The organism is Butyrivibrio hungatei, from assembly GCF_001858005.1.
Classification (GTDB): domain Bacteria; phylum Bacillota; class Clostridia; order Lachnospirales; family Lachnospiraceae; genus Butyrivibrio; species Butyrivibrio hungatei.
Map to the genome: position 1 here is coordinate 1410651 of NZ_CP017831.1, position 20134 is coordinate 1430784.

The following is a 20134-nucleotide window of genomic DNA, read 5'->3' on the forward strand; positions in this document are numbered from 1 at the left end:
GTTAAACAATGGGTGAGGGATGAGATGAAACTTATTGATTATCAAGATAGCAGACCAATCTATGAACAGATAGTAGAGAACTTCAAGGCTCAGATCTACAAAGGAATACTACAGGCTGATGATCAGATGCCATCTGTCAGGAGCCTTGCTATGGAGCTGTCTACTAATCCTAATACAGTTCAGAAGGCTTATGCTGAGCTCGAGAGACAGGGATTTATTTACACTGTCAAAGGGCGCGGCAATTTCGTTAAGGGCAATGATTCCCTTAAGGAAAATAAGAAGGAAGAGCTTATAGAGCAGATACTAAAGCTTTTATTTGAAGCTGATGAGATTGGTATACCTATTGAGGAGTTTATGAATGAAATTAAGATCCGCTTTGGCGGAAGCTTGGGGACTGGAGGTAGAGCATGATTGAATTACTTGATCTGGAAAAATCATTTGATGAAATAAAAGCTGTCAATCGTGTTTCTCTTGGAATACTTGATGGAGAAGTATTCGGACTTGTAGGAACAAATGGTGCTGGTAAGAGCACTATTCTTAGGATAATCGCTGGCGTTATCAAGCCAGACAAAGGAATTGTGCTTGTTGATAATAGACCTGTTTACGACAATCCTGATGTAAAAAAGGATGTCTTTTACATTTCTGATGACCAGTATTTCCTTCCAAATTCAACACCAGAAGATATGGCAACATATTATGATGGAGTCTATGACACTTTTGATAAGTTAAGATTCCTTAAGATGTGCCAGGGCTTTGGCCTTGATGCCAAGCGCAAGATATCAACTTTTTCAAAGGGAATGAAAAAGCAGGTTTCTATCCTTCTTGGAATTTGCGCTGGAACAAAGTATCTTCTCTGCGATGAGACTTTTGATGGTCTTGATCCTGTTGTGAGACAGGGAGTTAAATCTCTTTTTGCTGCTGAGATGGAAGATAGAGGCCTTACACCTGTTATCGCATCTCATAACCTTAGAGAATTGGAAGATATCTGTGATCATATCGGTCTTCTTCATCAGGGCGGAGTTATCCTTTCAGAGGATATCGAGGACATGAAGCTTCAGATGCAGAAGGTACAGTGCGTATTCTCATCAGAAGAGGATGAAAAGAGAGCCCTTGATGGTCTTGACATTCTCCTTCATGAAAAGAGAGGAAGACTTCACACTATTACAATTAGAGGCGAGAGAGAAGAGATTGAGACAGCCTTCAAGAGAGGCAATCCTATTTTCTTTGAAGTTCTTGCTCTTACATTAGAAGAAATCTTTATTAGTGAGACGGAGGTAGTTGGATATGACATCCGCAAATTTGTCCTTCAGTGATAAGATAAAAAATCAGAAGAAATATATTACAGGCACTCTTTGGACTTCACTTGTAGCATTCCCATTTGTGTTTGCTTACTTTGTTCTTGGCGTCATCATGATGATCTCAAGATCAATAAATTATTACAGACTGTACAATCAGACAGATGCAGTGCTTGCGATGGAGAAGTGCAGGGCAGTCAGCAGGATCATGGGACTTGATAGCATTACATTTCTTCTTGTAATGCTGATTGGTGTTGTTTTTGCTTTTCAGGGATTTTCATATCTCTTTAGTCAGAGCAGGATTGATTTCTATCTGAGTCAGCCTACAACAAGGGTTCAGAGAATCAAAAAGACTTTTGTTAGTGCTTTTCTTACATATTTAGCTATGTTCGGTGTAAGTGAGATCATTGCTTTGATCATTGCAGCATGTATGGGCGGAATCAACAAACAGGTTTTAGTTTCTGTGCTAGTGGAGTTTATTAATAACATTATTCTTTATTTTGCAGTATATAACGTTACTGTTGTTGCTATCATGCTTTGCGGAACCTATGTTTCAGCAATATTAGTCACAGGACTTTTTGCATTTGCTTCGATCATCTTTGCTGTTGAACTTGGTTTCTTCAAGTCACTTTTCTATGCCACATACAGCTTTAACGACAAGATGATTGTTTATCTTTCTCCTGTGTTTGATAGATTTACAGAACTAGTTGCTTTTAATTCAAGATTTGGCGGAGCAACTTCTGGCAAGATGATAGAGAATATGAGCATTCTCCAGGATAGGATCTTATCAAACCTTAGATTTGAGATAGATACCCTTTTAGTAGCTGTTATAGCTTTTGTTCTTATTTTCGTTATCAGCAGCAGGCGTAAAGCTGAGATGGCAGGTAAGAGCATTGCTTTCAGACCATTTAGATGGTTTGTGAAAGTTACTTTGTGTGTAATGGTGGGCCTTGGAACAGGATATCTTGTATACATAATGTATGAGAACGTATGGAACAAAAAGCTCTGCATGCTTATGTGCTTTATCATGATCCTTGGAACTATCTTTGCTGGATGCATTTTTGAAGTCATCATTGATACCAATATCAGAAGGTTCTTTAAGGGAATTCCACAGACCATAATGGCTATTGCAGTCGTGCTTCTTATCTTTGTTATCTTTAAGGGCGATCTTTTGGGCTATGATTCATATATTCCAAATCCTGAGAAGGTGGAGAGCTGCGCAATAATTGATTATTACGGTGAGTTCAATGTCTGGTCCAATGAAGATAATGACTTCGTTACATCAGAAGAAGATCACATGCACATAACAAACGTGAATGATTTCATCCAAATTGCCAAGCTTGGAATGGACAACTCAAGAGAAGCTGCAAGAAACAGTGAGAACAGTAATTCATATGCAGATGGATATGAGGTGACTATTCTGTACAGGATGAAGAGCGGTAGGAATATCTATAGAAGCATTGTTATTCCTTTTGATGTTGATCCAGAGCTTATGGATAAGGTATTAGCTTCAGATGAGTACTTGAAGGGCAGATTTGACGTCTTTTTCGACGATGAACTCAGAGCTTCTGATGAATTTAATTCCAAGAACAGGATCGTCAGATATAGCACTATAAATGAGACACTTATTTCAACAGAACTTCCTTATGAAGAGCTTAGCGATGCATTAAGAGAGGATATTCTTAATTACTTCTCATACTCATATATGCATGATCACAGACCTATTGGCAGCATCGAATATTCAAATGATGGTTTATATTACGTAGATGCCAACATTCCTGTTTATGAAAACTATGAGAAGACTATTGCTCTTATGAAAAAATACGGAATATATTCTGGATCAGAGCTTGATATGTCTAAGATTAAATCTATAGAAGTTACAAACTATTATCCAGGCTATGATATGTCTGTTACTGATTATAATGAAGTTCCTTCAGATCTTGATTCTGTTTCTGTAATTTATACAGATCCTGAACAGATAAAAGAAATCTGTGAAACAGCACACTTTAACGATTTCCTTAATTACTGGAGTGATCACAGCACACTCTGTGGTCAGTATTCTGTTGTAGTTACAAGAGAAGGTGAGACACCAAATAGTAATTATGGTAGCTATGGTCAGTATATGAATTTTGACTGGGGAAATATTCCAGAATTTGTAGTAAAGGATACTAATAACTAAGTTGGCCAAATTATTTTCTAGGATCAAAAGAAAACTTCATAGGCTCAGGACAGGGACTATGTCAGCCAATGAAAAAAAGAGCATGATCTCCTGGCTGTTTTTACTTCCTTCGATAGTGGGAGTGCTGCTGTTTTTCGTGGCCCCTTTCATGGTAGTTATTTATTACTCCATGATCAATAACCCTATTCAAAAGAGGTTTGTAGGCTTTGCAAACTATATAAATGTTTGGAGCAATGATGCATTTAAGCTTGCCGGAATGAATACTCTAAAGTTTTCATTTATGGCAGTTCCTCTGGCAGTTTTGCTTTCACTATTCCTGGCAGCTGTCATGGAGTCAAGGATACCATTTAAGAGCTATTTTAGGTCTTTCTTCTTAAGCCCTTTAATGGTTCCTACAGCATCAATTGTTCTGATCTGGCAGGTAATGTTTCATTACAACGGTCTTGTAAATAACTTCACAGCGCTCTTTGGTGCTGACAAGATTGACTGGCTAAAGTCAGATAAAGCCTACATTGTTATAGTAGCTCTTTTCCTATGGAAGAATCTTGGGTACAACATGATCCTCTTCATGTCGGCTCTTGCCAGTATTCCAAAGGAGCTTCTGGAAGTAGCGGCCCTTGAAAATGCATCCAAGATGCAGGTTTTCTGGCTTATCAAAGTCAGATACTTGTCTTCAACGATACTTTTTGTAACGATCATGTCGCTTATCAACTCATTTAAGGTATTTAGAGAGGTTTACCTTATGACTGGCGACTATCCGGTTACTTCGTTATATCTGCTGCAGCATTTCATGAATAATACTTTTGCCTCTCTCGATTATCAGAAATTGTCTGCGGCAGCTATCATAATGTTCATAGTAGTAACAGCCCTTGTATACATCATGTATGCTGTTGAGAACTTCTATGGGAAAGACGTAGAGGGCTAAACTATGAATCTTTTACAAAAAATGTACAGACGAAGGAAGAGGATAGATAACTACAAGACAGTGCTTGTTACTATAGCAGCATTTATTTTTGCTTTTATTTTCCTTCTTCCGATCATACTTACCATTACGAATTCATTTATGAGTTCATCAGAAATAAGCGCCAACTACGGCTCAATATTTGCAACAACGGAAAAGGGCGGCAAGATCTTCATATCCAAGACTGTGAACCTTAAGTTCATACCTGATATGGTGACCTTTTCTCAGTATTTTACGGTGCTATTTAAGAGCCCTCAGTACCTTATAAAGTTTTGGAACTCAATTATCTATACAGTTCCTATCGTGGTAGTGCAGCTGGGTATCGCAACCCTTGCAGCTTACGGCTTTTCAAGATATGACGGCAAGGTTAAAAGAGTAATATTCTTTTCATACATCATAATGATGCTGATGCCTTATCAGGTAACACTTGTTCCTAACTTCCTGGTATCTAAGGCTATGGGCATCATAGATACAAGGTGGGCCATATGGCTTCCGGGATTCTTCTCTCCTTTTGCTGTGTATCTTTTGACCAAGTTCATGAGAAGAATACCTCAAGAAGTTATAGAGGCGGCTTCTATAGATGGAGCAGGAGAGTGGTACATCTTTTCGAGGATCAATATGCCACTTTGTAAGGGTGGTATAGCATCAATTGCCATCTTAGTATTTTTTGATTTTTGGAACATGGTTGAGCAGCCACTGATTCTTTTGACAAATACTGATCTGCATCCGCTGTCAGTGTTCCTGTCCAAGATCAATGCAGGAGAGATATCACTTGCCTTTGCGGTTGCAGTAATATATCTGGTCCCACCACTTCTCATTTTCCTTTATGGTGAGGACTATCTGGTAGAGGGAATCTCGTATCAGGGCGGAATTAAAGGATGACAAAAAGTTTATAAAGGGAGTAAATGTTATGTCCAAGGATTTAGAAAAAAAGCCTGTAAACAGGAAAGATATGGTGAAGAATGTTGCGATAGCATTCCTTACAGTTATGCTTATCCTCACATTCTTTTCAAACACCATCATGAATTATTCGCTTCCTCAGGTAGCAACAGTTCAGATAACTGATGGAACGATCAGTCCACAGATCAGAGGTTCAGGAACTGTAACGGCTGAGGATCCATACAATATCACGGTAAAAGAGACCAGAAAGATCTCAGGTGTTGCTGTCAAAGAGGGTGCACATGTGGAGATCGGAGATGTCATCTATTATCTTGAGGACAAGGAATCTGAGGAGCTTACAAAGGCAAAAGAGTCTTTGGATACCATGGAGCTTGAATATGAGCAGATGCTCTTTTCAGGAGATGTTCCAAGTAACGTTATAACAAACGTAAGAAATGGTAAGACAGCTTCTTACGATACGTATCAGGCACAGGTTGGGGATGTTCTTGATACTTATAATGCAGCCCTTGCAGAAGATAACGCAGCTCAGGCAGAGATTGATTACCTCACACAGCTCCGTGCTTACGAGCAGGCTGGCATGAACTACAACACAGCAACTCCTGAGTATCTTCTGGCACAGGCTCAGGTAGATATCGAGAAAGCCAAGAATGATGGCGATGAAGACAGAGTCGTAGAGCTTAATAACTTCGTTGCTGAGCTTACAAGAGATAAGTCACAGCTTTCTACATATAGCTCACAGTCAGGATTTAGCTATGATCAGAAGCTTGCAACAGCATCTGAAAAGAAAGCTAAGACAGCAGCAGCTTTAAAAGAGGCTGAGAGGGTTAAGACAGATCAGTTAAAGAGCATCAATGTGGAGATATCTCTTTGCGCTAAGAGAGATTCCATCGCAGAGCAGAAGGAAAAGATCGCAAAGCTTGAAGCAGAGTCAGTTGGCTCCTCTGTAAAGTCTCCAGTTGCAGGAACTGTCAGCTCAGTATCAAAGGTTGCCGGCGAGTCAACATCAGCTGATGAGACAATTGCAGTTATTCAGGTTGATGGAAAAGATATGACAACAAGCTTTTCTGTAACAAATGCCCAAGCAGCTAAGCTTAAGGTTGGAGATGCAGCGCAGCCACAGAATGCATGGCAGTTTAGCTCAGATTTTAAAGCTACACTTACACAGATCAAAAATGACAAGACTGATCCTGCAGGCAAAAAGCTTCTAACATTTAAGATCGAGAGTACAGAGGTTACTCCAGGTCAGACTCTTTCTCTTGCAATTGGTGAGAGAACTCAGAACTACGACATGATAGTTCCTAACAGTGCTATCAAATCTGATTCAAATGGTAAATTTGTTCTCATAGTCAAGAGTAAATCCAGTCCTCTTGGCAACAGATATACAGCTACAAGAGCAGATGTAACAGTAGTTGCATCAGATGACAAGAATTCAGCTATCACAGCTGCAATAGATGATTATGAGTACGTTATCACTACATCAAATAAACCTGTTAAGGCAGGAGAACAAGTAAGGCTGGCAAACGAGTAATGAAGTTTTTTAAGAATCTTGATAAAGAAAAGATAAAAAACAAAATACTAAAGATCATAAAGAGTAAGGCTTTTATTGTTGTCATTACGCTGATCTTATTAGATCTTGTACTTGGCTTTATCAGCAGAGCTCTTATAAACAAGCTTCCTGAACAGAGTGCAGCAGACAGATGGTCAGCTGATGGCAAAATGATGGCTCAGGTCAGTGTCTTTTTTACCGAGGATCAGATGATCGATACGGACTTCATCAAGAAGATGGAGTACGTCATGGAATCCAAGATGACTGATGCGGGAATCGTAGAAGAAACTGATGACGATGATCAGAGTGACCAAAAGGATCCTAAGATCGTTGAGACTCAAAAAATAGGTGAAAATGGTGGCAATGAGGAAACTCAAGACCTTGAAGAAGACACCAAGCTATATTCTAGCTGCTACAGTGCTCAGGGACTTGTGTCCATATCTTTTGAAGGGAAGACTGCTGATAATGTTACAGCAATAGGAACATATGGCGATTTTTTTCTCTTTCACCCACTTGAGCTTGTAAGCGGAAGCTACTACAACAAGGATGCTCTTATGAAGGATCAGATCGTTATTGATGAGGATCTTTCCTGGCAACTTTTTGGTTCAAGCGAAGTAGTGGGGCAGATGGTTACCATCGGTGATATACCTCATTATGTTTCCGGTGTTGTAAAAAGACAGGAAGGTAAGATGAGGACAACAGCTGGTCAGCAAGGTGGACTAGCCTATATTTCCTACGACAGCCTCTGTAAGTACGGAACTATCCTAAGTGGCAGGACCGAAAAGGAAGAGATTTCAGAAGATGGCAAAACATCTCTACGTGGCGGTATCAATTGCTATGAAGTTGTCATGCCAAGTCCAGTTGATGGAATTGTAAAGGCAATTGTTAAAGAGAGCACTTCTCTTGATGACAGGTATATTTCAGTTGTTGATAATTCGGATAGATTTTCAGCTTTTTCCATGTACGACATACTGACTTCCTTTGGTACAAGGAGCATGTGGAATAAGGCAATCTTTTATCCATATTGGGAGAACCTTGCCAGAGGATATGAAGATATTTTGGTTGTTTTATTTACTATCAGATGGATATGCAAGCTCATTGTTATATGCATGTTCTCTGCATATGTAGTTTATCTATATAGACACAAGAAATGGACGGTATCTGGCATTGTACAGACGCTTTCCGACAAGAAATATGATTTTGAAGTAAGACAAAAGCAAAAAAAAGAAGAAAGAGGGGCAAAGGAGAGGAGTTAAGTTATGAAAAAAAGAGAATTATTAAAACGTATAACTAGTGTTTCTCTTGCACTTACAATGGCAGTTTCTCTGGCAACTGGTTGTGGCAAGGAGAAAAAGGATGGAGACAGCATCTTGGATGAAGCTGCAAAAGGCTCTAAAGACTATGTGTTCAAGCAGGAAGCATTTGAAGTTCAGGGACTTGATACCAATGGACTTAATGGCCTTAAGATTGTTGGAGACAGAATTTATCTGACTTCTTATAACGAAGATGGATTTATCAATGTTTATTCATTTAACTCAGATGGATCAGATCTTAAGGATGTTAAGATCGCTGCTGAACCGGATGAGAGCTTTAGCTATATTGATTTTGATAAGGATGGCAATATCTATGGCATTCTAGGCAAGTATAACTGGTTTGACGGCGATATGGGCGACGCTCCAGAGGAAGCTGTTGAAGAGATCTCTTCTGAAAATAATGATGACAACGCTTCAGATGAAGCAAGTAAAGAGGCTTCTGATGAAAAAAAGCCTGAGACAGTAACAGAAGAAGCATCAGAAGAAGCATCAGAAGAAGCAAGTGATGTAAGTAGTGAAGAATCTTCTGAGGATATTGATCCAGAAGAGGGCTATGCTGGTGCAGAATATGATGAGGAAGTAAACGAAGAGTACAACCTCGTCAAGTATGACAATGCAGGAAATCAGGTTTACAAGGTTAAACTTGGTGCAGACCTTGAAGAGGGGGATTATTATAGCCCATGTGGTCTTGTTTATTCTGAAAACTATGGACTTATCGTAAGTTCAAATCATGACATTTCAAAGTTTGATGAACAGAGCGGATTTACACCTGTTATTGATGTTACAGCCCAGTATAATGGATCATGTTTTGATCTTATAAGAGGCTATAATGGTGATATCTTTGTATCAGGCTATACAGATGAAGGAAGACTCCTTGGTACAATTGATTTTGACAATAAAACGATCGGTAACAAGTCACAGGCATTAAATGGCTATAACTATTACTCATTCTTTAGTGGAAATGGTTATGATGTTTACGGTGCTGATGATAATGCTATTTATGGTTATGACCTTAAGTCAGACAAGCTTGTTAAGCTTATGGACTATGTAGATTCAGACCTTTCTTTGACATATAACCTTAGTGATGTAGTTGCAGTCAGTGATACAGAACTCATTGCATTTGTTCCTGATTTTGATTATAACCTCACATTATCAAGACTCACCAAGGTTCCAGCTGATCAGGTAAAAGACAGAACTATCATTACTTTAGGTAGTGCATATATCGACTATCATGTTAGACAGGCAGCTGCCAAGTTTAACCAGAATAATGAAGTGTACAGGATCAAGTTAGTTGATTACTCAACATATAACACAGAAGAAGACTATGATGCAGGCGTAAAGAAATTTAATCTTGATGTTGCTTCAGGTAATGTTCCTGATATCATGGCTTTTGACCTTGAAAGTCCAATTGAGAGTTATATCAACAAGGGATTGTTCCTTGATGTATCATCATATTTTAACAATGATCCAGATGTCGGACAGGCTGAATATCTTGATAATATCGTAGATGCATTTAAGACAGGTGACAAGATGTATCAGGTTGTTCCTTATTTTGAAGTTGCAACTGTTATCTGTAAGGCATCATTATTAAAGGGACAGACAACTCTTTCAATGGAAGACTACAGAAATCTCCTTCAGGCCAAGAATGTTTCTCCTTCAAAAGCCTTTGGATTGATCCTTAGAAATGACATATTGGCTTTTGGTCTTGCGTTCTCTGGCAAGGATTATATTGACTGGGGCAACAAGACATGCAACTTTAATAGCGATAGCTTTGTAGAGTTCATGGAATTTATAAATGATTTCCCACAAGAATATGACGAGAACACAATGTTCTATGATGATTACGATGCAGCTTTCAGAACAGATAATGCATTATTTGATGTTACAGGCATTTATGGCTTCAATTCATTTAAAAGAGAAAAGTATGGCCGTTTTGGTGAGGATGTAGCGTTTGTTGGCTTTCCAGGATCTAAAAATACTTCAGTTATCTATCCTGGCGTAACTCTTTGCATTAGTTCTCAGACAAAGTATGCTGATGGTGCCTGGGAATTTGTTAAGTATTTCCTTTCAGAGGAATTCCAGGATTCACTTGACTATGACTTCCCAATCAGGACCTCAAGTTATGAGAAGATGAAAAAAGCTTCTATGGAGCCTGAATACTATGAAGATGAAGACGGAAATAAACAGGAAGTCGAAGAGTATTTTTACGTTGGTGACCAGGAGGTGAAAGTTCCAAATCTTTCTCAGGAAGATGTTGATCAGATTGATAACCTCGTTAAGAATTCTCATTTCATAATGTATTACAATGATAACATCAACAACATTATCTCTGAGGAAGGTTCAGCATACTTTAGTGGTCAGAAGAGCGCAAAAGAGGTATGCGATATCATTCAGAGCAGACTTTCAATCTACGTTAACGAAAACAGTTGATCTTCAGGCGGTGCAGTGCACCGCCTGTTCTTTAAATAGGAATTTGCCCCTATTTTGAGGTTATTGTGCTATAATTTCTAAAGAACGTAAAATTTTATTTCAGTATAGGGAGAACGGGTATGACAGAAAAGGTTAAAGAAGTAGCAGGCAAGGGAAAAGGCCTTGCTGGGGAATTTCGTGAGTTTATCATGCGTGGTAACGTTTTGGATATGGCTGTTGGTGTTATCATTGGCGGCGCTTTCCAGAAGATCATCTCTTCACTTGTAGATGACATTATCATGCCAGTTATAAGCCTTCTTACAGGCGGAATTGATTTTAACAACATGTTTGTAAGCCTTGATGGTTCAGAGTATGCAACACTTGAAGCTGCCAAAGAGGCAGGAGCTGCAACACTTAACTACGGAACATTTATCACAGTTGTCATTAACTTTATTTTGATGGCTCTTGTGATCTTCTTTATCGTTAAGTTCATGAATAAGCTCAGCAATAAGCTTGAAAAGGAAAAGGCAGAGGCACCTGCAACAACCAAGATCTGCCCACGTTGTAAGAGTGAGATCAATATTGAAGCAACAAGATGCCCTCACTGCACATCTGAGCTTGACTAAGCTAGTAGTAGCAATATGTATGCGTATGCCCTTATACTTAATTGTATAAGGGCATTTTTGAGGTGAAGAATATGGCAAAGGTTATTATGGTTCAGGGCACAATGTCTGGTGCTGGAAAGAGTCTTTTAGTTGCTGGACTTTGCAGGATTTTTAGACAGGATGGATATAGGGCAGTTCCTTTCAAGTCCCAGAATATGGCACTTAACTCTTATATCACTGAGGAAGGGCTTGAAATGGGAAGAGCTCAGGTTATGCAGGCTGAGTGTGCAGGAGTTAAGCCATCTGTTTATATGAATCCGATCTTATTAAAGCCATCAAGTGATGTGGGCTCACAGGTCATTGTAAATGGAAAGGCCCTTGGAAATATGAAGGCCAGAGACTATTTTGCTTACAAAAAGACTTTAATTCCTGATATATTAAATGCCTTTCGTAAACTTTCAGAGGATGCTGATGTCATTGTTATAGAAGGCGCTGGGAGTCCGGCAGAGATCAACCTTAGAGAAAATGATATTGTAAATATGGGAATGGCAGAGCTGGTTGATAGCCCGGTCCTCTTAGTTGGCGATATCGATAGAGGCGGCGTTTTTGCTCAGCTCTATGGAACTGTTGAACTGCTTGAAGCTTCAGAGAAGGCTAGGATTACTGGGCTTATCATTAACAAGTTCAGGGGAGACAAGTCTCTACTTGATAGCGGAATTGATTTTATTACAAATAAGCTTGGTATTGAGACTGTAGGTGTTATTCCCTACATGAATATCAAGGTTGATGATGAGGATTCTCTGACTTCGCGATTTGATAATAAAAGAGCTTTAGATGGAGTTATAGATATTGCGGTTATAAGATATCCTAGAATATCGAATTTTACTGATCTTGGAGCTTTTGAGATGCAGGAGGGCGTAACTGTCAGATACGTAGATAGCGTCTACGAACTTGGTGATCCTGACATGATCATCCTGCCAGGCAGCAAGAATACTATAGAGGACCTTAAATATATCAGAGAATCAGGTCTTGAAAGAGAGATAATAAGGCTTTCTAAGACTAAGCCTGTCTTTGGAATCTGCGGCGGTCTTCAGATGCTTGGTAATTCTATTTCAGATGAAGACAAGGTGGAATCAGGTCTTTTGACACAGATAAGGGGAATGGGGCTTCTTGATATTGATACAAAGATGAGCTCTGTAAAGACAACTGTTCAAAGGAATGGCAGTATCTCTTTTCCTAAGGGAGTATTTGAAAGTATCAAGGACAAAAAATATAAGGGATACGAGATACACATGGGACAGAGCGGTATTAAAGATGTAGTCATAAGTAACGGCGCCAATGTGTACGCCTCTTATGTTCACGGAATCTTTGATGAAGGCGGAATTGCGGCGGACATCTTGAAGATTCTTGGCAAAAAGAGTATAAGTTTATTGTCATATTCTGAGTTTAAAGAGTCTCAATATGATATACTAGCAGATACCATAAGAGCTAATATTGATATGGATACGATTTACGGCTCTTTAAAGGAAGTCAAGATAAAGGATTAAATTGATGAGTGAAAAGAAAAAAGCGCTTATTGCCATGAGCGGCGGAGTTGATAGTAGCGTAGCAGCTTATCTCATGACAAGTAAGGGGTATGATTGCATGGGATGTACCATGCGTCTATATGAAAATGATATGATAGGCGAGGATCTTTTTGGAACCTGTTGTAGTCTTAATGATACACAGGATGCCAGATCTGTTTGCGACAAGATCGGTATAGATTACAATATCTATCACTATGAGGCAGAGTTTAGAGATAAGGTCATTGAACCCTTTGTTTGTAGCTATGAGATGGGGGAGACGCCAAATCCATGTATCAGATGTAACAAATATCTTAAGTTTGATACTCTTTATCAAAAGGGAAGGGAAATGGGCTACGACGTGATCGTGACAGGTCACTATGCAAGGATAGAAGAACGGGGCGGACACTTTTATCTTCTGAAAGCTAAGAACCTTGCCAAGGACCAGAGCTACGTTTTATATGATCTTACGGAGGAGCAGCTTGCACATACAGCTTTCCCTCTTGGCGAATATACCAAGGATGAAGTTAGAGAGATTGCAGATTCTCAGGGATTTGTTACTTCCCACAAAAAAGAAAGCCAGGATATCTGTTTTGTACCTGACGGTGATTATGCTGGCATGATCAAACGCTACCGCGGAAAAGATTACCCTAAGGGTAACTTCGTAGACCGTGACGGGAACATCCTCGGAACCCATGATGGCATCATCGGCTACACCATCGGTCAGCGCCGTGGTTTAGGTATCCCAGCAGAGAAGCGACTCTATGTTACTAAGTTAGACGTCCCAAATAACCAAGTTATCCTCGGTGACAATGAAGATCTCTTTAAACGTGAACTCACTATTAGAGACTTCCACTGGATAACAGGTGAAAAGCCAACTTCTGAATTTAGATGTCTTGCTAAGATCCGTTACCGCCACAAAGAGCAGCCTTGTACCGTCACTCCTACATCAGATGGTGGCGCATTAGTTGTATTTGATGAGCCTCAGCGTGCTGCAACACCAGGTCAGTCTTGTGTATTATATGACGGTGATATAGTTCTTGGTGGTGGCATCATCTCTAACTCATAATGCTTGATACATAACATATAATACTAACCCTCCCTAGCCTATCGGCTTCGGAGGGATTTTTAATGCCATTTCAAGCTATGAATTTTGGAGTTTGAACGATTTTCAAAAAAATGACGTTTTCTTATGCTCACGAAGTGAGCATTTAGAAAAGTTTCATTTTTTTGACGAGGGCAAACCTAAACTTTATAGCAAAAATGACATAAAAAATCCCCCAAGGTTAAAAACCATGAGGGATTGCCATTAAAGTTTTGTTGAACCACGCTCTATGAGTTCACCAGAGAAGATGGTCTTCTGTGGAGTTTCGGTAGAGGTGAGAACTCCGATAAGGGTTTTGACAAGCTGCAGGCACATATCTTCTAAGCGGTTATCTATGGAAGAGATGGCCGGCTCAGAACAGTGAGCTAGGATTGAGTTGTTGTAGCCCACGATCTGAAGGCTTTTTGGAACACTTATCTTGTTGGCACGGGCATATTTCATGGCGCCAACAGCAAGGAAATCTTCGCTGGTCACAATTGCGTCAAATTCAATTCCTTTATTGTCGTGAAGATCATTTAAAAAGTTCTTTACTCCATCGATGTCTTCGTGATTTCCATGGAAACATTGCAGCATTTCCTTTTTGAGTGGAATGTCTTTTGTTAAAAGAGCATTTTGGAAACCGGCAAGCTTTTTTTGTCCGCTGTAGGAGTTACTGTTATAAAGATATAATATCTTTTTGCATCCTGCGGCTATGAGCTTCTCAGTTGCATCCTGTGTGGCTTTGTAGTCATCACAGAGAGTGCAGTAAACATTTGGACAATCGTAATCAGCGTTAAGGAGCATGATAGGTACTGATGCAGCAGCATCATTGACGTATTGGTTGTCCTCTGGATTATTCATGATAAAGTGAGAACCAACCATGACTACGCTATCTACGTGCTGTGATAACAGGAGATTCAAGGACTCTTTTCTTGATTCCATCTCATATCCTGTACAACATAGAACGGAGTGGTAGCCGTTTTCACGAAGGCTCTGCTCTATATAGTAGATAGCTTTGGCTAAATAAAGGTCCGAAGCATCAGCGCAGAGGATTCCAATGGTCTTCATTGAGTTAAGACCAAGTCCTCTTGCAAATGCATTTGGCTTATAGCCATATTGTTCTATGATATCCATTACCTTTTTGCGGGTTCTGGGCTTTACATTGGCGCTTCCGTTTAAGACTCTTGAAACAGTAGCGATAGAAACCCCTGCCTTTTTGGAAATGTCATAAATAGTCATCTGGTTACTCATAAAATTTATCTAACCTCTAAAGGAAATTTGAAATATCTTACTGCGTTGTTGTATGAAATATCAGCAGCAATCTTACCAAGTGTGTCAATTTCTGACTCTGGGAATTCACCGTTTTCTACAAGACTTCCAAGGTAGTTGCACAGGATTCTGCGGAAGTAGTCATGTCTTGTATAAGATGTGAAGCTTCTTGAGTCTGTGAGCATTCCTACGAAACCTGAGAGATTACCTGATTCAGCTACGCACTGAAGCTGTTCCTGCATACCAAGCTTGGTATCATTGAACCACCAAGCGCTTCCCTGCTGGATTTTGGCAACTGCTGGACCTTCGTTGAATGCATTAAGTGTTGTATTGATGATCTTGTTATCGTTAGGGTTAAGACTGTAAAGAATAGTCTTTGGAAGGCTTCCTGTTTTCTGAAGAGCATCAAGGAAGTCTGCAAGCTCACCCATAGGATAGTATGCTCCTATTGTATCATATCCTGTGTCAGGTCCAAGCTTTTCATACATAGCTGTATTATTATCACGCTTGCAACCAAAGTGAAGCTGCATTACCCAGTCACGCTTAGCAATCTCGCCGCCTTCAAAGAGCATGAATGCTGTCTGGAATTTAAGGCTTTCTTCATAAGAAACAGTTTCACCTTTGATCCTCTTTGCAAAGATGGCTTCAATCTCATCATCAGTAGCAGGGCGGTACATAACGTACTCAAGAGCATGGTCTGTTACGTTGCAACCCTTTGATCCAAAGTAATCAAGACGAACCTTGAGAGCTTCTTTAAGATCTTTGAAAGAAGAGATCTTAACGCCGCTAACTACTGAGAGTTTACCAATATAATCTACAAAGTCAGGCTTTGTGATATTCATTGCCTTGTCAGGTCTCCAGGCTGGAAGAACCTTTACGTCGAATGATGTGTCAGCCTTGATCTTGTCGTGCCATTCAAGGGTGTCGATAGGGTCATCTGTTGTGCAGATAAGTGTAACGTCTGACATCTTGATGAGCTTTCTTGCACCCATATCTGGAGCCTGAAGAACTTTGTTGCAAAGGTCATAAACTTCTTCTGCAGTCTTTTCGCTTAAAACTCCGTCGTAGTTAAAGTACTTGCGAAGTTCGAGGTGTGCCCAGTGATAGAGTGGGTTACCAACAGCCTTGCCAAGGCACTTGGCAAACATAAGGAACTTGTCTTTGTCAGAAGCGTCGCCTGTGATGTACTTTTCATCGACACCAAATGCACGCATGAGACGCCACTTATAGTGATCGCCGCCAAGCCATACCTGGGTGATGGTTTCAAAGTGTCTGTCCTCAGCAATTTCCTTTGGACTAATGTGGCAGTGATAGTCGAGAATAGGCATATTCTCAGCGTAGTCATGATAGATTGTCTTAGCTGCATCTGATTGCAGAAGAAAATCTGCATCCATAAATTTCTTCATTATGAACCCTCCAACAATATTGATTTTATTTGGCTTTACAAAAATGTAAGCATTTTCATGTTTTGTCCCCTAAATTATACAAAAGCCATTTTCTCTTTACAATAGTAAAAATTTGTTGACTCTAGGATTTAATGAATATATGATTTTAATGTAAACGCTTACATCAATTATGAGAAAGGCTTGGAATTATGAGTAGATTTTTACAGATACATCCAGAGGATAATGTTGTAGTTTGTCTTGAACCTATGACCAAAGGAGAAAAAATCTCACTTTCATCCGGGGAGGAAATTACTCTTTTAGAAGATGTTAATGCTGGCCACAAGGTTGCAATTAGGGACATTTCAGAAAATGAGAATGTCATTAAATATGGCTATGCGATTGGACATGCTACAAATGACATTAAGACTGGTAGCTGGGTCCATACTCATGATATCAAGACTAATCTTGATGGAATCTTAGAATATAGATATGAGCCTGATACGGAGGATATTTCAAAAAAGATCACTCGTATGGGTTCAAAGGAAAGTACCTTTGAAGGTTTCGTTAGAGCAAGTGGTAAGGTTGGTATCAGGAATGAGATCTGGATCATACCTACAGTTGGCTGTGTCAATAACATTGCAACAGCCCTTGCTAAGATAGCAAATACCTATGTTAAGGGTAGCGTTGATGAAGTTGTTGCTTTTACTCACAACTATGGTTGCTCTCAGACTGGCGATGATCAGGAACACACAAGGACTATCCTTTCAGACCTGGTCAATCATCCTAACGCTGGCGGAGTGCTGGTTCTAGGACTTGGCTGCGAGAATAGTAATATCGACGTCCTTAAACCTTACATTGGTAAGGTGGATGAATCAAGGGTTAAGTTCCTTGTTTGTCAGGAATCTGATGATGAAATGGAAGATGGTCTTAAGTTGTTAAAAGAGATCATTGATGTAGCTTCAAACGATAAGAGAGAGACAGTTAGTGCTTCTAACCTTATCATCGGTCTTAAGTGCGGAGGAAGCGACGGATTTTCTGGTATAACAGCTAATCCTCTTGTAGGAAGGATTTCTGACAGGATCATTGAAAATGGTGGTACATCTATTCTTACTGAAGTGCCTGAGATGTTTGGTGCTGAGACTATCCTCATGAACAGATGCAAGGATGAAGCTACATTTAATGACACTGTGGATATGATAAACGGGTTTAAAGAGTATTTTACCAAGCAGGGAGAACCTATCTATGAGAACCCATCTCCAGGAAATAAGGCAGGTGGAATTACGACACTTGAAGATAAGTCTCTTGGATGTACTCAGAAATCTGGAGATTATCCTGTCATGAAGGTTTTAAAGTATGGAGAAAAGACCAATGAAAGAGGTTTAAATCTTTTATGCGCTCCGGGAAATGATCTTTGTGCAGCCACAGCTCTTGCATCTTCAGGAGCACAGATAGTCCTTTTCACGACAGGAAGAGGAACTCCATTTGCATGTCCCGTTCCTACCATGAAAATTGCAAGCAATAACATGATCGCAGATAAAAAGAGTAACTGGATCGATTATAGAGCAGGACAGATCCTTGAAGGAAAAACCTTCGATGAATTAACAGACGAACTTTACAACAAAATTCTAAGAACAGCTTCCGGTGAAAAGCTAAAAAGCGAAATTGCCGGTTTCCACGATATGGCTATCTGGAAACGAGGAGTTACTTTATAACGTGATATAAATGTTCATTGAATTATCTTGATCAGATCCTTAAAGAACTGAATAATAAGTAACATGTAAAGATAATCGATATTGATGTAAATATAGTAACTATTTTTGAATTATGAACTGGGCTATACTCTTCATGACGATTAATGAACGATTTTTGGAGGATATAGATTATGATGCAGATTGGTATCAGATTTCATGATACAGTTGAACTTCCTTTTGAAGAGAGACTTAAGGAGATAAAAAAGCAGGGATTTTCTTGCGTTCATATAGCTCTTTCCAAGGTTCCTGGCTTTACAGCTGAGCCTTCAGCACTTACTCCCGGATATGCTATGTATCTTAGGGATTCTTTTAGAAAGGCAGATCTTGATGTGGCAGTTCTTGGCTGCTATTTAAATCTTGCAACACCTGATCAGGAAGAGCTTAAAAAGACTCAGGAGAAGTACATGGCTCACATCCGTTTTGCAGCACTTATGGGATGTGGCATGGTTGGAACAGAAACAGGTGCTCCAAACGTTGACTATCACTATGACAAAGAGGCTTGCCATTCTCAGGAAGCTCTTGATACTTTTATCACTAATCTTAGACCAGTTGTAGAATATGCTGAGAAGATGGGTGTTATTGTGGCGATTGAGCCTGTTTACAGACATATCGTACATACTCCTGCTAGAGCTAGAGAGGTTCTTGACAGAATCGGTTCACCAAACCTTCAGATCATCTATGATCCTGTAAATCTTCTCTGGACTGACAACTACGACAGAAAGTACGAAGTCTTTGAAGAAGCTCATGAGCTTCTTGGCAAAGATATCTGCATGATCCACCTTAAGGACTGTATTCTTACAGACGAAGGTGTTGTAAGTATGGGATGTGGACTTGGAGAACTTGATTATTCGTCCATTGTTAAGTTTGCAATAGACAATAAGCCTTTTATTCAGGCTACTTTGGAAGATACCACTCCTGATGTTGCAGTATCATCTCGTGAGTGTATAGAAAAGGCTCAGAAAGAGTATCTAGATAGATAAAATTTGATTTATCCCCTTATTTTTGGTAATATAGCTTGTGCGAAAAGCAGGATAATTATTCCATATTTTATAAGAGGAGAGTTTTATGAAGAAGAAATTTTTAGTAGCTATGCTTGCTATGATGATCATGGCTTCCAGCGTAGCATGTGGAAAAACAGACACAGATAAGGGACCTTTAAAGGCTGGCGAAGAGTCTTCAGAGGCTTCTTTTGAAATCAAAGAGGATAGCGCTGATGAGGCATCTTCAGAGGCTTCAGCTTTAGAGGCTGTAGAAGCTGCAAGCGAGGCTTCATCTGAGGAAGCTACAGAAGTTACAGCTGATGAGGCTGCTGGTTATGTTGATGGACAGGCTTATATCAATGAGAACTTCAATCTTAAGTTCAACATCGATAGCGATATGTCTTTTGCTGATGAGCAGGCAGTTGCAGATCTTAATAACGCAGCTGGCGATTTCACAAATGATACTATCAAGAAGTACGTTGACGAGGGTAAGGTTATGATCGTTGCTTATGCAACAGATGATACAATGCTTAAGTCATTCAATGTAGCACTTCAGTCAGTTGGTTCACTTGTTACAACTCTTGTTGATGAGGAGACAGTTCTTAATGCTTCAGCTGATTCAGTTGTAGATCTTCTTACACAGCAGGGATTTGAGGATGTCACAACTGAGATTGACAAGGTTCAGTTCATGGGTGAGGAGCATTCATCACTTCTTATTTCATCTAAAATCCAGGGAATTGATTACTACGAGAGAGTATGCTGCCTTGTAGACAATGGATATGTAATGAGCCTTACAACAGGTGGTCTTACAAAGGATGATGTTACACATCTTTTTGAGAACGCTGAGAAGCTTGACTAATTTTATAGAATAATTTAGGCGGCCAATTGGCCGCCT

16 protein-coding genes are annotated in these 20134 nt (G+C 39.7%); 14 read left to right on the plus strand and 2 right to left on the minus strand.

The window, feature by feature from the left end; all coding sequences use genetic code 11:
• Positions 1–24 precede the first annotated feature (24 nt).
• The 11 genes from bhn_RS06690 (at position 25) to mnmA (ending at position 13839) form a co-directional block, all read left to right on the plus strand.
• Complete coding sequence (locus bhn_RS06690; RefSeq protein ID WP_071175964.1) at positions 25–411, plus strand: GntR family transcriptional regulator; 387 nt, start codon at positions 25–27, stop codon at positions 409–411.
• Positions 408–1313 (plus strand): ABC transporter ATP-binding protein, encoded by a 906-nt coding sequence (locus bhn_RS06695; protein ID WP_071175965.1) that lies wholly within the window; start codon positions 408–410, stop codon positions 1311–1313. Before bhn_RS06690 ends, bhn_RS06695 begins: the two co-directional genes overlap by 4 nt.
• The gene (locus tag bhn_RS06700) at positions 1285–3474 is read left to right on the plus strand and encodes an ABC transporter permease (RefSeq protein ID WP_071175966.1); all 2190 of its coding nucleotides are present in this window, start codon (positions 1285–1287) and stop codon (positions 3472–3474) included. The genes bhn_RS06695 and bhn_RS06700 overlap by 29 nt, the downstream gene beginning before the upstream one ends.
• A gap of 58 nt (positions 3475–3532) precedes the next feature.
• A complete protein-coding gene (locus bhn_RS06705; protein ID WP_071175967.1) occupies positions 3533–4399 on the plus strand; it encodes a carbohydrate ABC transporter permease in 867 nt (288 codons plus the stop codon).
• Positions 4400–4402: 3 nt separating this feature from the next.
• Positions 4403–5317 carry a carbohydrate ABC transporter permease gene (locus bhn_RS06710; RefSeq protein WP_236845976.1) on the plus strand — a complete coding sequence of 305 codons (915 nt, stop codon included), beginning with the start codon at positions 4403–4405 and terminating at the stop codon, positions 5315–5317.
• Positions 5318–5345: 28 nt separating this feature from the next.
• Positions 5346–6863, plus strand: coding sequence for an HlyD family efflux transporter periplasmic adaptor subunit (locus tag bhn_RS06715; RefSeq protein ID WP_071175968.1), 1518 nt, complete (start codon positions 5346–5348; stop codon positions 6861–6863).
• A complete protein-coding gene (locus bhn_RS06720) occupies positions 6863–8137 on the plus strand; it encodes an ABC transporter permease (protein ID WP_071175969.1) in 1275 nt (424 codons plus the stop codon). The genes bhn_RS06715 and bhn_RS06720 overlap by 1 nt, the downstream gene beginning before the upstream one ends.
• A gap of 3 nt (positions 8138–8140) precedes the next feature.
• Complete coding sequence (locus bhn_RS06725; RefSeq protein WP_071175970.1) at positions 8141–10624, plus strand: ABC transporter substrate-binding protein; 2484 nt, start codon at positions 8141–8143, stop codon at positions 10622–10624.
• Positions 10625–10743: 119 nt separating this feature from the next.
• A complete protein-coding gene (mscL, locus tag bhn_RS06730) occupies positions 10744–11229 on the plus strand; it encodes a large conductance mechanosensitive channel protein MscL (RefSeq protein ID WP_071175971.1) in 486 nt (161 codons plus the stop codon).
• A gap of 71 nt (positions 11230–11300) precedes the next feature.
• Positions 11301–12755 (plus strand): cobyric acid synthase, encoded by a 1455-nt coding sequence (locus bhn_RS06735; RefSeq protein ID WP_071175972.1) that lies wholly within the window; start codon positions 11301–11303, stop codon positions 12753–12755.
• A 4-nt stretch (positions 12756–12759) separates the two neighbouring features.
• Positions 12760–13839 carry a tRNA 2-thiouridine(34) synthase MnmA gene (gene mnmA, locus bhn_RS06740; RefSeq protein WP_071175973.1) on the plus strand — a complete coding sequence of 360 codons (1080 nt, stop codon included), beginning with the start codon at positions 12760–12762 and terminating at the stop codon, positions 13837–13839.
• Positions 13840–14079: 240 nt separating this feature from the next.
• Here the strand turns inward: mnmA and bhn_RS06745 are convergent, their stop codons facing one another.
• Positions 14080–15105, minus strand: a complete 1026-nt coding sequence (locus tag bhn_RS06745) for a LacI family DNA-binding transcriptional regulator (RefSeq protein ID WP_236845977.1) — start codon at positions 15103–15105, stop codon at positions 14080–14082.
• Positions 15106–15110: 5 nt separating this feature from the next.
• Entirely contained in the window at positions 15111–16529 is a 1419-nt protein-coding gene (gene uxaC / locus bhn_RS06750) for a glucuronate isomerase (protein ID WP_071175974.1), read from the minus strand.
• A gap of 188 nt (positions 16530–16717) precedes the next feature.
• Between uxaC and bhn_RS06755 the strand changes: the two genes are divergently transcribed.
• The 3 genes from bhn_RS06755 (at position 16718) to bhn_RS06765 (ending at position 20098) form a co-directional block, all read left to right on the plus strand.
• A complete protein-coding gene (locus bhn_RS06755; protein ID WP_071175975.1) occupies positions 16718–18220 on the plus strand; it encodes a UxaA family hydrolase in 1503 nt (500 codons plus the stop codon).
• Between the two features lie 170 nt (positions 18221–18390).
• Complete coding sequence (locus bhn_RS06760; RefSeq protein WP_330393256.1) at positions 18391–19239, plus strand: sugar phosphate isomerase/epimerase family protein; 849 nt, start codon at positions 18391–18393, stop codon at positions 19237–19239.
• Between the two features lie 85 nt (positions 19240–19324).
• Entirely contained in the window at positions 19325–20098 is a 774-nt protein-coding gene (locus bhn_RS06765) for a hypothetical protein (protein ID WP_071175976.1), read from the plus strand.
• Positions 20099–20134 lie beyond the last annotated feature (36 nt).